14 protein-coding genes are annotated in these 12,896 nt (G+C 36.2%); 10 read left to right on the top strand and 4 right to left on the bottom strand.

Annotated elements, in window-relative coordinates; translation table 11 throughout:
- Positions 1-91 precede the first annotated feature (91 nt).
- The 3 genes from JKA74_RS02470 to porX are packed head-to-tail and all read right to left on the bottom strand — an operon-like array spanning position 92 to position 3,318.
- On the bottom strand, positions 92-1,324 hold the full coding sequence (locus JKA74_RS02470; protein ID WP_201429574.1) for an alanine dehydrogenase: 1,233 nt from the start codon (positions 1,322-1,324) through the stop codon (positions 92-94).
- Positions 1,302-1,766, bottom strand: coding sequence for a tRNA (adenosine(37)-N6)-threonylcarbamoyltransferase complex ATPase subunit type 1 TsaE (gene tsaE / locus JKA74_RS02465; RefSeq protein ID WP_201429573.1), 465 nt, complete (start codon positions 1,764-1,766; stop codon positions 1,302-1,304). Before tsaE ends, JKA74_RS02470 begins: the two co-directional genes overlap by 23 nt.
- Positions 1,756-3,318 carry a T9SS response regulator signal transducer PorX gene (gene porX / locus JKA74_RS02460; protein ID WP_201429572.1) on the bottom strand — a complete coding sequence of 521 codons (1,563 nt, stop codon included), beginning with the start codon at positions 3,316-3,318 and terminating at the stop codon, positions 1,756-1,758. Before porX ends, tsaE begins: the two co-directional genes overlap by 11 nt.
- A gap of 31 nt (positions 3,319-3,349) precedes the next feature.
- Here porX and JKA74_RS02455 point away from each other — a divergent pair, with 31 nt between their 5' ends.
- From JKA74_RS02455 to JKA74_RS02415, 9 genes are all read left to right on the top strand, one after another.
- The gene (locus JKA74_RS02455; RefSeq protein ID WP_201429571.1) at positions 3,350-4,570 is read left to right on the top strand and encodes an HD domain-containing protein; all 1,221 of its coding nucleotides are present in this window, start codon (positions 3,350-3,352) and stop codon (positions 4,568-4,570) included.
- A 25-nt stretch (positions 4,571-4,595) separates the two neighbouring features.
- A complete protein-coding gene (gene lpxD / locus JKA74_RS02450) occupies positions 4,596-5,645 on the top strand; it encodes a UDP-3-O-(3-hydroxymyristoyl)glucosamine N-acyltransferase (protein ID WP_201429570.1) in 1,050 nt (349 codons plus the stop codon).
- Complete coding sequence (locus tag JKA74_RS02445; RefSeq protein WP_201429569.1) at positions 5,646-7,046, top strand: bifunctional UDP-3-O-[3-hydroxymyristoyl] N-acetylglucosamine deacetylase/3-hydroxyacyl-ACP dehydratase; 1,401 nt, start codon at positions 5,646-5,648, stop codon at positions 7,044-7,046. It abuts the gene before it with no gap.
- A 96-nt stretch (positions 7,047-7,142) separates the two neighbouring features.
- The gene (lpxA, locus tag JKA74_RS02440) at positions 7,143-7,922 is read left to right on the top strand and encodes an acyl-ACP--UDP-N-acetylglucosamine O-acyltransferase (RefSeq protein ID WP_201429568.1); all 780 of its coding nucleotides are present in this window, start codon (positions 7,143-7,145) and stop codon (positions 7,920-7,922) included.
- Positions 7,923-7,933: 11 nt separating this feature from the next.
- Positions 7,934-8,554 carry an ABC transporter ATP-binding protein gene (locus tag JKA74_RS02435; protein WP_201429567.1) on the top strand — a complete coding sequence of 207 codons (621 nt, stop codon included), beginning with the start codon at positions 7,934-7,936 and terminating at the stop codon, positions 8,552-8,554.
- 76 nt (positions 8,555-8,630) lie between these two features.
- Positions 8,631-9,071, top strand: coding sequence for a hypothetical protein (locus JKA74_RS02430; protein WP_201429566.1), 441 nt, complete (start codon positions 8,631-8,633; stop codon positions 9,069-9,071).
- Positions 9,072-9,125: 54 nt separating this feature from the next.
- Positions 9,126-9,665 carry an NUDIX hydrolase gene (locus JKA74_RS02425; RefSeq protein WP_201429565.1) on the top strand — a complete coding sequence of 180 codons (540 nt, stop codon included), beginning with the start codon at positions 9,126-9,128 and terminating at the stop codon, positions 9,663-9,665.
- Position 9,666: 1 nt separating this feature from the next.
- Complete coding sequence (locus JKA74_RS02420; RefSeq protein ID WP_201429564.1) at positions 9,667-10,725, top strand: saccharopine dehydrogenase family protein; 1,059 nt, start codon at positions 9,667-9,669, stop codon at positions 10,723-10,725.
- Between the two features lie 182 nt (positions 10,726-10,907).
- The gene (locus JKA74_RS02415; RefSeq protein ID WP_201429563.1) at positions 10,908-11,615 is read left to right on the top strand and encodes a tetratricopeptide repeat protein; all 708 of its coding nucleotides are present in this window, start codon (positions 10,908-10,910) and stop codon (positions 11,613-11,615) included.
- 50 nt (positions 11,616-11,665) lie between these two features.
- On the opposite strand, the gene JKA74_RS02410 is transcribed toward JKA74_RS02415, so the two are convergent.
- Positions 11,666-11,824, bottom strand: coding sequence for a hypothetical protein (locus JKA74_RS02410; protein ID WP_201429562.1), 159 nt, complete (start codon positions 11,822-11,824; stop codon positions 11,666-11,668).
- 98 nt (positions 11,825-11,922) lie between these two features.
- On the opposite strand from JKA74_RS02410, the gene JKA74_RS02405 reads away from it, so the two are divergent.
- A complete protein-coding gene (locus JKA74_RS02405; protein WP_201429561.1) occupies positions 11,923-12,870 on the top strand; it encodes an L-threonylcarbamoyladenylate synthase in 948 nt (315 codons plus the stop codon).
- Positions 12,871-12,896 lie beyond the last annotated feature (26 nt).

Raw genomic sequence — 12,896 nt, 5'->3', positions numbered from 1 at the left:
ATAAATAAACATACAGATGAATATAATTGATAATTTATCAATTTCCAATTATTTCATAGTGCTATTCATAGAAGATAAAAATATTCCAACCTTACTGGAATCTGGCTGCCATTAGCAAACTCAATTCCTTATACTTTAAATTGAATTTTTTGGCAATATGCATGTTGGTCAAGCCACCTTTATAAGTGTAAACACCCTTCATAAACCATGAGTGGCTAAAAATCATTTCTTCAATTCCACCAACTTCAGCGGCTTGTAAAAGTATCGGGGTCAAGATATTGCTTACTGCTGTGCTGGCTGTACGTGAAACCCTTGAGGCTATATTGGGCACACAATAATGGATTACATCAAATTTCCTGAAAGTGGGTTTATCATGCGTGGTAACTTCGGAAGTTTCTACACAACCTCCCTGATCAATGGTAACGTCAATAATCACAGCATCCTTTTGCATATTCATTACCATTTCTTCTGTAATGATGCATCTATTTCGCCCTTTTTCAGCTCTGATCGCTCCAATTACTACATCGGCTTCCATAAGTGACTCGCTTAACATTACGGTATCCAACGTACTGGTATGAACAGGCTGCCCCAATGCGTGTTTTATCCTTCTTAATTTGTAGAGTTGGTTATCATAAATTTCTATTGTAGCCCCCAAACCTAAAGCAGCTCGCGCAGCGTATTCCCCAACCGTACCGGCACCCAGGATTACCACCTTGGTAGGCCGCACTCCTGTAATTCCACCTAAAATGATTCCTTTTCCATTGTTCAGGTTATTAAGGAGTTCCGTGGCAATATGGATAGCTGAAATTCCTGCAATCTCACTCATTGCGCGCACTATCGGCATCCCTCCTACTTTGTCTTCAATCAGTTCAACCCCAATCGCATTTATCTTCTTTTCATTTAAAGCCTCAAAATAAGCTTTATCCAATTGTCCAATTTGCAAGGCAGAAATCAAAAACTTACCAGGTTTAAAATATTCAATTTCCTTTTTGGTAGGAGGCTCAATTTTAACGACCAAATGTGCTTCAAAAGCCTCTTTGGCGGAGTAAACTATTTTGGCACCCGCATCGCTATATTCATTATCGCCAAAATTACAGCTTTTGCCCATCCCACTTTCTACTATAATTTCATGTCCGTTGTTGGTCAATAAAGCCACCGCTCCGGGAGTTAAAGGCACTCTCCGTTCCTGCAAAGAGATTTCATTGGGGATACCAATTTGTAAGGAATTGTTCCTCTTTTCTACAGCCAATAATTCTTCCTGGGGATAAAGCCCTGATTTCCGGGCCAATACTTCAAATCCCTTACGAGACATCTCCTTTGCCATGTTTTTCAACTTTAATCATCCTGCTGTCAGCCTTATCAGCACTAACAATACTAATTTTCAGAAAAGAATCAGGAAGTAGTGAAGGAATCATTTCAGGCCATTCGATCAGACATAAATTCCCAGAATAAAAATACTCCTCAGCCCCTATTTCAAAAGCTTCTAATTCATTCTTAATTCTATAGAAATCGAAATGATAAATAAGGCCTACTTTAGGTGATTCATACTCGTTCACCAATGCAAATGTCGGACTACTTACATGATCTGAAACCTGCAGATAACTACAAAGGCTTTTTATAAAGGTGGTTTTACCACCTCCCATTTCAGCTTGAAATGCCCAAATAGAGTATTCTTTTCCAAAATGAAAAATTTCCCTTGCAACTTCTGCCAAATCAACCAGTTTCACTTTTTCAAAAAGCAAATTTTTATCGATTTCACTTTCCATTCTTCGAAGATAAGGAAATAATAGGAATTATCATTTCCTCCATCGAAACACCTCCATGCTGGAAAGTATCTTTGAAGTAGTTTACGTAGTAATTGTAATTGTTGGGATATGCAAAAAAACTTTCTCCTTTGGTAAAGACATATGATGTACTCACATTCAATTTTGGTAAATGAAAACGTTCAGGCTTAGGCACTTCCAAAACATCATTATTATTTTTATAACCCAGGTTTTTACCTTGTTTGTAGCGTAAGTTAGGATTTACGTTCTTATCGCCCACAATTTTAAAAGGTTTTTTAACCCTAATTGTTCCGTGATCTGTTGTGATCACCACTTTTACTTTTTTATTGGAAATCCTCTTCAGTAATTCCAATAGAGGCGAATGTAAAAACCAACTCTGTGTCAGGGAACGATAAGCTGATTCATCAGCAGCCAGTTCACGGATCATTTTCATATCTGTGCGAGCATGCGAAAGCATATCCACAAAATTATAGACCAACACATTGAGGGAATTATCCATCAACTGGGAAACATTATCCAATATTTGTTTACCCTGGTTTACATTTACTATTTTATTATAAGAAAACTTGTCTTTAATATTTCTCCGTTTCAAATGCCTATCCAAAAACTCATCTTCATGATTATTCTTTCCTTCGTCAATATCCTCTCCTACCCAGATATCTGGATGCCTGCCAGCCATTTCATCTGGCAACAAGCCGGAAAAAATTGAATTCCTCGCATAGGCAGTAGTGGTAGGTAAAATGGAATAGTAGTTGGTTTCCTCATCCAGTTTGAAATGTTTCAAAACTTCCCCTTCAATTAATTTCCACTGATCGAAGCGTAAATTATCTATCACAATAAAAAACACAGGAACATCCCCCAATAACGGAAAAACCTTTTTTTCCATTAGCTGATGACTCATTAATGGGGCATCTGCTTTAGAATCGTTCAACCAATCTTCATAATTTTCGTCAATAAAGCGGGCAAAATTATTGTTTGCTTCCACATGTTGCATAGAAAGCACCTCTGCCATACTTTGATCTTCTGTTTGGTCTATTTCCAAATCCCAGTAGACCAGCTTTTTATACATTTCAGCCCATTCTTCATGGTCTAAGTCATCACCAAAAGCCAGGCTTATGTTCCTAAAATCCTGTTGATAACCTTGATTCGTTTTTTCAGTAACCAGGCGTTTGTTGTCCAAAATCTTTTTTACCGAAAGCAATATTTGGTTGGGATTAAGTGGCTTAATCAGATAATCGGCTATCTTGGAACCAATAGCTTCCTCCATTATATATTCTTCCTCACTTTTGGTAATCATTACCACCGGCAAATTGGGATTATTGGATTTGATCACACTTAATGTTTCAAGACCTGTCATCCCCGGCATATTCTCATCTAAAAACACGATATCATAGTTGTTTTCCTGGCACAAATCAATGGCTTCGGAACCATTATTCACAGGCGTTACCTTATATCCCTTGTTTTCAAGGAAAATAATGTGAGGTTTTAATAGATCAATTTCATCATCTGCCCATAAAATCTGATAGTTTTGCATAAATTATATTTGTATTTAAAAATTGTAAGTGTTGGAAAAGATAAAGAAAATAAACGACCCAATTTATGGTTTCATTACAATAAAAAGTGATTTACTTTTTAAAATCGTAAATCATCCCTTCTTTCAACGCTTACGTAGGATCCGACAGTTGGGTTTGAGCGAATTTGTTTATCCGGGAGCTACCCATACCAGATTTCATCATGCTTTAGGCGCCACACATTTAATGGGAATGGCATTGGATCAGTTAAAGGAAAAAGGGATTGACATTTCGGATCAGGAATATGAATCTGCGCAGATAGCTATATTATTGCACGACATTGGCCATGGCCCATTCTCTCATGCGTTGGAATTTAGCTTGTTACAGAACATTACGCATGAAAATATTTCTCTCCAATTCATGAAAATGTTAAATATTCAATTTTCAAACAAGTTGGATTTGGCCATTTCCATGTTTAAAAACACCTATTCAAGAAAGTTTTTTCACCAATTGATCTCCAGTCAGTTGGATGTTGACAGGTTAGATTATTTAAACAGGGATTCCTTTTATACAGGAGTTTCGGAAGGAAACATTAGTGTGGACAGGATCATTAGTCATTTAATGGTAGTAGATGATCAGATAGTGGTGGAGGAAAAAGCCATTTACAGCATTGAGAATTTCTTGAATGCCAGAAGATTAATGTATTGGCAGGTATATTTACATAAAACAGCCCTTAGTGCCGAAAGAATGTTGATAAACCTAATGGCACGAGCAAAGGAAGTACATAGCCTTAATGATGTTTCCAAAGCTTTAAAATACTTTTTGGAAAACAATTTTAATTTGGATGATATTCAGGACAAGCCGGAAATTATTGCCCACTTTTCATTATTAGATGATGTGGATATTTGGCATGCTATAAAAACATGGTCTACAAATAAAGACAAGGTTTTGAGCCAATTAAGCGGAAGATTACTGAATAGAGATTTATTCAAAATCAAATTGAGCAATGAGCCACTTGCAAAATCAGATATAAAAGCCTTTAAATTAGCGATCGTTCAAGAGCATCATTTATTAAATAAAGAAGCCTCTTATTTTTTATCACATGGAGAAGTGACCAATTCCGCTTACATTTTGGGAGGCAAAAGTATCAATATTTTAACAAAAAAAGGAAATGTTATAGATATTGCACAGGCGGCCGATTTACCAAATATAAAAGCAATGAGTAAAATAGTGAAAAAATATTATCTCTGCCTCCCGAAAACTGTATCTTTGTAAATTCAATATAGATCTAAAATTTTAAATGGAATTTAGTGTAAAACAAATTAGCGAATTAATTGGAGGTCAATTAGAAGGTGATGGAAGCCGTTTAGTGGACAATTTAGGCAAAATAGAGGAAGGAAAAGAAAAGACTATCAGCTTTTTATCCAACCCTAAATATGAGCATTTCATCTATAGTTCGCATGCTGCTGCTATTATTGTAAAGGAAGATTTTCAACCAAAAAAGAAAATATTACCCGCACTTATAAAAGTCAAGGATCCATACTCCGCTTTTACCCGCCTTTTGGAAGAGTACCACACCATCGTTTCGTATGCGAAATCGGGCATAGAAGAACCCTGCTTTCTGGGTGAGGGAAGCCAGGTAGGTGAAGGGGTATACAGAGGAGCATTTTCATATATCGGCAAAAATGTTAAAATAGGTAAAAATGTTAAAATATACCCACAAGTTCATATAGGTGATAATGTAGAAATTGGTGATGAAAGCATTATTTTCCAGGGAGCAAAGGTATATGCGGATTGCAAAATAGGTAAGCGATGTAATTTGCAAGCAGGGGCTGTAATTGGAAGTGATGGCTTTGGATTTGCGCCTCAGGCAGATGGCAGTTACAAAACCATTCCTCAGCTGGGCAATGTTATACTGGAAGATAACGTAAGTATAGGAGCCAATACAACTATAGACTGTGCTACGTTAGGATCAACCATTATTAGAAAAGGAGCCAAAATTGATAACCTGGTTCAAATTGCTCATAATGTTGAGGTCGGTGAAAATACAGTAATTGCATCCCAAACTGGCATATCAGGTTCTACTAAAATTGGCAAAAACTGTGTAATTGCTGGTCAGGTGGGCATAGTAGGTCACATTGAAGTAGCAGATCATACCACAGTAAGTGCGAAATCAGGCATATCAAAAACCGTGAGGAAACCCCACACTATTTTGTCAGGCTATGTGGGTTTTGAACATAAAAAATTTCTGCGAGCAAATACTATTTTTAAAAACCTACCTGAATTATCCTTGAAGGTACAGAATTTGGAAGAAAAAATTTTAAATTTGCCGACTGACAAGAAAAACTAAATGTATACAAAGCAGCATACCATTAAAAAATCTATTACCGTTTCAGGGGTAGGACTTCATACAGGAGGAAAAGTTAATCTTACATTCAAACCAGATGAAATAGATTCAGGCATAAAATTTCAAAGAGTAGACCTTCCTCACCAACCCATCATTGAAGCTGATGCAGATTTAGTAGTTGACATTTCCAGAGGAACAACACTTGAAAAAGATGGAGGCAGAGTATCTACTGTTGAACATGTTTTAGCTGCCCTGGTAGGTCTACAGATTGATAATATTTTAATTGAAATAGATGCGGCAGAAGTTCCGATAATGGACGGTAGTGCCATTCTATTCGTTGAAGCACTTGAAGAAGCAGGCCTTGAAGAGCAAAATGCATTGAGAAACTTTTTTGAATTGCCGGAAGGCATATTCTATCGTGATGAAGTAAAAAATGTTGAAATGGCAGCCCTACCTGTAGATGACTATCGGGTTACGGTAATGGTTGACTATAATTCAAAAGTACTGGGAAGCCAGCATGCTTCTTTGAATAAAATCCAGGATTTTAAAACTGAGATAGCCTCAAGCAGAACATTTGTGTTCCTACATGAGCTACAGTATTTATATAATAACAATCTTGTTAGAGGTGGCGATTTAAACAATGCAATTGTCATTGTGGATAAGTTAATTGAGCCAAAAGAATTAGATGAGTTGGCTAAACTATTTAACAAGCCAAAAATTGAAGTAAAAGAAGAGGGCATATTAAACAATATAGACTTGCGCCATAAGAATGAACCTGCTCGACATAAATTATTGGATGTTGTAGGAGATTTAGCCTTGGTTGGCCGACCAATCAAAGCACAAATTCTGGCAGCAAGACCCGGTCATTCTACTAATGTAGAATTTGCAAAGAGGATAAAAAAGGCTATTAAACAAGCGGAAAGAACAGCTCCAAAATATGATCCAAATGCAGAGCCTATTTTAGATATTGAGGGTATTTCAGCAAAACTTAAGCATAGATATCCATTCCAGTTAGTGGATAAAATCATTCATCAGGATCATAAAACTGTGGTTGGGGTAAAGAATGTAACCATCAATGAAAATTTCTTTCAGGGACATTTTCCTGATAATCCGGTGATGCCGGGAGTTTTACAGGTTGAAGCAATGGCACAAACAGGAGGAATACTAGTGCTCAGCACAGTACCTGATCCTGAAAACTACTGGACCTATTTTTTAGGAATAGATAATTGCAGGTTTCGTAGAATTGTAAAACCCGGAGATACAATAATTTTAAAATGTGAATTATTAGCTCCTATAAAAAGAGGAATTGCTAAAATGCACGGAACAGCATTTGTAGGTAATAATGTAGTAAGCGAAGCAACACTTACTGCAAGAATTGTTAAAAAAGAAGAAGTTGCTAAATAAATTCCAAAACTTGAGCAAGTATAAAACCAAATGAGTCCGGAAAGGAATTATTATATATTCAACCGCTACTTGGTTTAATTAAAAACATTTACATAAATGGGAAATTCATTAAATTATATACACCCTGAGGCCAAAATAGGTAAAAACGTGGTCATAGAGCCTTTTGCTTTTATCGATAAAAATGTGGAAATCGCAGATAACACCTGGATTGGGCCTAATGCAGTCATTAATTCAGGCGCCAGAATAGGAAAGGGTTGTAAGATTTTTTCAGGTGCAACAATTGCGGCCATTCCCCAGGATCTTAAATTCGCAGGGGAAGAAACGCTTACTGAAATAGGAGACAATACAATTATTAGGGAATACGTCAACATCAGCAGAGGTACAGATGACAAAAAAACAACCAAGATAGGGTCGAATTGCCTGATTATGGCTTTTGTACATATTGCACATGATTGCATGATTGGTGACAATTGCATTATTGTTAATTCAGTTCAGCTAGGTGGGCATGTTACTATTGATGATTGGGCTATTATTGGTGGGGCATCTGCCATACATCAATTTGTCAAAGTAGGACGTCATGTAATGATTTCCGGTGGCTCACTTGTCAGAAAAGATGTACCTCCCTATGTAAAAGCTGCAAGAGAACCTCTTACTTATTGTGGTATTAATTCTGTAGGGCTGAGAAGAAGAGGCTTCTCAAATGAAAGAATTAATGATATTCAGGAAATTTACAGAAACTTGTATTTGAGTGGGCTCAACAATGCCAAAGCCCTTGAAAAAATTGAAACACTCATCCCAAGTAGCGAAGAAAGAGATAATATTACCTCCTTTGTAAGACAATCGGAAAGAGGTATTATGAAAGGTTACAGCAATTAAACTGATGTTTGATGGAAATTAAACTAACAAACCTTTCAAAGAAATTTGTTAGTAACACCTTATTTAAAGGTCTTAATGCTACTTTCCTGACCAATAAGGCTTATGCCATAACAGGATCAAATGGTAGTGGGAAATCTACCCTGCTCAAAATCATAGCAGGATATATTGCACCCTCATCAGGAAGTGTAAATTTTACAGAAAACGAAATATTAGTTCCGAAAGACAATCACTTTCAACATATTAATATTTGTGCCCCCTATTTAGATTTGGTTGAGGAGTTCACTTTGGCGGAACATATTGAATTTCACAGTAAATTCAAAAAAGTTTACTTTGACAGTGATCTGCTGGAGGAAATTGACAAGGCACAGTTGTCTGACAGTTTGAACAAGCCTGTTCAGGAATTTTCATCAGGGATGAAACAGCGTTTAAAAATCATTCTGGCTACCTGTTATCACTCCAATGTATTACTCCTGGATGAACCAACTTCTCATCTTGACAAAGCCGGTAAAGAGTGGTATAATGAGTTAATAAAAGGAAAAATTAATGAAAGAATAACATTATTTTTTTCAAATGATGAACAAGAATTTACTAGATTTACAGATAATTTAATTAATATTGAACAATTAAAATAGAATTCAATTGGTATTGACAATATATATCAATACTTTAAACTTAATTTTTAAAAGGAATCCAATTAATTTAATCACTATGAAAAAGAAATTAACACTATTAAGCTACTTTGTACTTGCTTTTGCTTTGGTTTTTACTGCATGTAAACCTGATGATGATGTAAGTCCTGAGCAAGAAAAGCTTAATGAACTTAATGGTACCTGGGAAATTACGCAGGCTGTAACGCCTAATGAAACATTGCCTTTAACTGGGGTTACTGTTAATTACACAGCTGAAAATAGCTCTTTTGCCTTAACAGGAATTGGTACTTTAAATGACAATAACCTAAATCATAGTGAAGTTATTACTGCAAGTGGTACTATTTCATTGAATGACAATTTGGATGTAATGACACTTACTCCCGGAGGAGCAATTAATTTCACTGTAAGTGGAACAACATTGACTTTAACTTATCAATCAAGCTTCCCAAAAGCAACAGATGAAGAAAAAAGCATTACTTTGACTGCTACAAAACAATAAAGTACTATACTTTGAAATCTAAGACCACCTGACTAGCTTGGGTGGTCTTTTTTTATGAAAAAATTTAAACAGCAATTATCTCGTTATCATTCAGAATTTCCTGAAGAGTTATATTTTAAGGAGAAAATGCTTTTGCATCTGGCAGAAAAAGGTGAAAAAGCCTTTCTGAGAGAATCCGCTGATGCCCATTTTACAGCTTCAGCCTGGCTAATAGATAAAATGCACAAAACCATCCTATTACTTAAGCATAAAAAGTTAAACAGATGGCTTCAACCGGGCGGTCATGCAGATGGCATGCATGATTTGGAACTGGTGGCTATAAAGGAAGTAGAAGAAGAAACGAACCTTACAGATTTGCGCATTGTATCTACAGGTATATTCGATATTGACATACATACAATTCCGGAATACCAGTCCGTTAAAGAGCATGAGCATTACGATGTGCGTTATGCTTTTTTTGTAGCCAATTCAGAAGCAACAAAAATCAATAATGAGAGTAAAGAATTTAAGTGGCTTGGTACTGAGGAAATAAAAGTACTAACCAGCAATCCCTCAATCCTGAGAATGGTTGAGAAAACTCAAAAGCTATTTTAAAATGCACGCCAGAATACTTATTTATGGAGCTTACGGATATACAGGTCAATTAATTACCAAAGAAGCAAAAAAACAATCCGTTTTGGTTCATTTAGCAGGGAGAAATGAAGAAAAACTTCAAAAAGTAGCTGATCAAACCGGTTATGAAGCCACTGTTATCTCTTTAGAAGAAAGTGAAAGACTAAAATCCTTCTTACAGAATTTCGATACTGTTATTCATTGTGCCGGCCCTTTCTCAGAAACAGCCTTACCTATGGTAAAAGCATGTCTTGCCAGCAAAACCAATTATTTGGATATTACAGGAGAAGTATCAGTTTTTGAAAATATAATGGCTTTCGATAATGAAGCAAAGCAAGCCAGGATTGCAATGATCCCCGGGGTGGGTTTTGATGTAGTTCCCACAGATTGTCTGGCTGCTCATTTAAAAGAAAGGATGCCTGATGCCTCTCATCTGGAAATGGCTTTTGTAGGTGATAAAACCGGGATGTCAAGAGGAACAGCAGTAACCATGGCCAAAAATATTTCCAAAGGTGGATATATCAGAAAAAATGGAAGATTAACCAATGTGCCTTTAGCCTATAAAATAAAAGAGATTGAATTTCCTCACCGTAAACAATGGTGTATGACTATCCCCTGGGGTGACCTGATGACCGCTCACCACCAAACAGGAATTCCTACTATTGAAATATATTCCGGGGCAAGTAGAAAAATGTTGAAGAAAATCAAACGTTATAGATTTCTGAAGTTTTTGCTCGGCATTTCATGGATTCAAAAAATGGTAAGAAAAAAAATTGAAAACACTGTGACAGGCCCTTCAGATGAAGCACTCACGCATGGAAAAACCTATGTGGTGGGAACAGTGACAAACAACGAGGGAGAAACTCTAACGAGTACCCTTGTCACACCAGAGGCTTACAGGTTAACAGCCCTAACTGCACTTGGAGCTGCCATAAAGTTAACCCATACAGAAAATAAAAGAGGTTACCTGACTCCTGCTCAAGCATTTGGAAAGGATTTTATATTGGAATTTGAAAATGTTAGTAGAAATGACAAGACATAAAAAAACCCCGGTGAACCAAACCGGGGTAAACTATCAACCTTAAAATTACGCTCATTTGAAAAATGAATCGTAAAGCTTATTACAAATGTAACATGCTTTTCTGATTACAATTTATCACAAAAGCAGTTTTTCTAATGCATGTAATATTTTTCACATTTTACAATAATTATAACTAAAGCAAAATGTCTCTAAAAATCAACTACTTACTCATTATCATGCTTTTCACTTTTAGCTGTAACCCATCGGAAGAAACGCTATTAAAAGAAAGCAGGGCCAAAATGCAGGAAGAATCCTATGACGAAGCTATTAATTACCTCAATAAAGCATTATCAACTAATAATACAAATTTGGATGCACTCAATATGCGAGGGGTTGCCTATTTTCAAAAAGAGGAATACTCCAAAGCAATTGAGGATTTTAACAAATACATAGAATTGGATACCTCCAATTATAAGCCGTACTATAATAGAGGAAATACTCATCTGGAGCTAAATAATTACGAAAATGCATTATTAGATTACAATAGGGCCATCAATCTAAAGCCCAATGATGCCGATTTGTACATCAACAGGGGTACAACACTATTCGAACTGAAGCAATATGAGGCTGCTATTGAGGATAATAGATTTGCCATCAAACTTTCTCCTAATAATTACATTCCCCACCTAAACAATGCAAAGGTTTTTATCCAATTAGGTGGCTTTGAGGAAGCAGAGAAGTTGTTAAATACAACACTGGAATTGAATCCTGAAAGTGGGGAAGCTTTTTATTGGTTGGGCTTCATAAAAATAAATACCGGCAAGCCGGAAGAGGGCTGCGATCATCTGGTAAAAGCAAAAAACAGAGGCTTTCAAGATGCAGAAAATGCATTGGATAAATTTTGCAAATAAATAAGTAATACCACAAAGCAATGAATAATTGTTTTGTGGTATTTTTTAAATCAGGATGCAATTAGCACAATACAGAAGGCAATAACACTCAACCAAAATTTATAAGCAACCAATGCCGGAATGGCAATAATTCCTAATTCCATAAAAACTAAGATCATCACAAGGATAATAGCTACTAACTTTAGTAAATTTTTCGTTTTTCTGCTCATTTCATTTTCTGTTTTGGTGATTAGTAACTTAAATATAAAATTCTCTTTTCATAAATCTGTGGCTTAAGGCAATTTTCCTCTAAATTAGCGGCAGAAATATGGCAGAGATAGGCAACAACATTCAAAAAGCGAAATCCCTACTTGATAGAGGTGAGTTAGTAGGACTTCCTACCGAAACTGTGTACGGACTGGCAGGAAATGCATTAAATACTGAAGCTGTCAGTAAAATATTCGAAGTAAAAAACAGGCCTTATTTCGATCCGCTAATTTTACACACCCATAGCATTGATGCCATCAAACTTTATACTGAAAACATACCTGAAGAAGCTATAGAGCTAGCCCATAAATTCTGGCCGGGCCCACTTACCATCCTGCTCAAAAGAAACAATAAAGTACCAGACCTAACCTGTTCAGGTTTGGACAGAGCTGCTTTCAGAATCCCTAATCATCCGGTGGCATTAGAGCTATTACAAAATTTGGATTATCCTTTAGCCGCTCCAAGTGCCAATCCCTTTGGCTATATATCCCCTACCAGTGCGGTGCATGTACAAAATCAATTAGGCGATAAAATCCAATACATTCTGAATGGAGAAGTTAGCAATGTGGGTATCGAATCCACCATTGTAGGTTTCGATAAAGATCAACCGGTAGTTTACAGACTGGGGGGATTGGATGTAAATGAAATTGAAAGCATTATTGGTAAAGTTAAAGTTATGGAGCACTCTAGCTCGCAGCCGGATGCTCCGGGAATGCTAAAAAGCCATTATGCTCCAAGAAAGAAAATTATTTTAGGCAATATTGAAGAATTATTGATCCAATGTAAAGGACTTAATATTGGAGTATTGTCTTTTCATAAGGAATATAGTGAGGCAGACTTGTCCTATATTTTAAGCGAAAAACAAGATATGCATGAGGCTGCCAAAAACCTATTTTCCTATCTTCGTTTATTAGATGAAAGTTCAGTTGATATAATATTAACTGAACTAGTACCTAATACAGGATTGGGCAAAGCCATCAATGACAGATTAAAAAGAGCATCCATTTAAATCGACAACTTTAAAAATAAATACAA

Origin of the sequence: Marivirga aurantiaca, assembly GCF_016679925.1 — a bacterium.
Lineage (GTDB): Bacteria > Bacteroidota > Bacteroidia > Cytophagales > Cyclobacteriaceae > Marivirga > Marivirga aurantiaca.
The sequence above is the reverse complement of the archived record's forward strand: the minus strand, read 5'-3'. Positions and strand labels throughout refer to the sequence as shown.

Excerpts from the sequence above, each read along its gene's own strand:
- tsaE (WP_201429573.1), bottom strand. The coding sequence starts at position 1,766 with ATGGAAAGTGAAATCGATAAAAATTTGCTTTTTGAAAAAGTGAAACTG.
- porX (WP_201429572.1), bottom strand. The coding sequence starts at position 3,318 with ATGCAAAACTATCAGATTTTATGGGCAGATGATGAAATTGATCTATTA.
- JKA74_RS02405 (WP_201429561.1), top strand. The coding sequence starts at position 11,923 with ATGGCAGAGATAGGCAACAACATTCAAAAAGCGAAATCCCTACTTGAT.
- JKA74_RS02445 (WP_201429569.1), top strand. The coding sequence starts at position 5,646 with ATGTATACAAAGCAGCATACCATTAAAAAATCTATTACCGTTTCAGGG.
- JKA74_RS02410 (WP_201429562.1), bottom strand. The coding sequence starts at position 11,824 with ATGAGCAGAAAAACGAAAAATTTACTAAAGTTAGTAGCTATTATCCTT.
- JKA74_RS02420 (WP_201429564.1), top strand. The coding sequence starts at position 9,667 with ATGCACGCCAGAATACTTATTTATGGAGCTTACGGATATACAGGTCAA.
- JKA74_RS02430 (WP_201429566.1), top strand. The coding sequence starts at position 8,631 with ATGAAAAAGAAATTAACACTATTAAGCTACTTTGTACTTGCTTTTGCT.
- JKA74_RS02435 (WP_201429567.1), top strand. The coding sequence starts at position 7,934 with ATGGAAATTAAACTAACAAACCTTTCAAAGAAATTTGTTAGTAACACC.
- JKA74_RS02470 (WP_201429574.1), bottom strand. The coding sequence starts at position 1,324 with ATGGCAAAGGAGATGTCTCGTAAGGGATTTGAAGTATTGGCCCGGAAA.
- JKA74_RS02425 (WP_201429565.1), top strand. The coding sequence starts at position 9,126 with ATGAAAAAATTTAAACAGCAATTATCTCGTTATCATTCAGAATTTCCT.
- JKA74_RS02415 (WP_201429563.1), top strand. The coding sequence starts at position 10,908 with ATGTCTCTAAAAATCAACTACTTACTCATTATCATGCTTTTCACTTTT.
- lpxD (WP_201429570.1), top strand. The coding sequence starts at position 4,596 with ATGGAATTTAGTGTAAAACAAATTAGCGAATTAATTGGAGGTCAATTA.
- lpxA (WP_201429568.1), top strand. The coding sequence starts at position 7,143 with ATGGGAAATTCATTAAATTATATACACCCTGAGGCCAAAATAGGTAAA.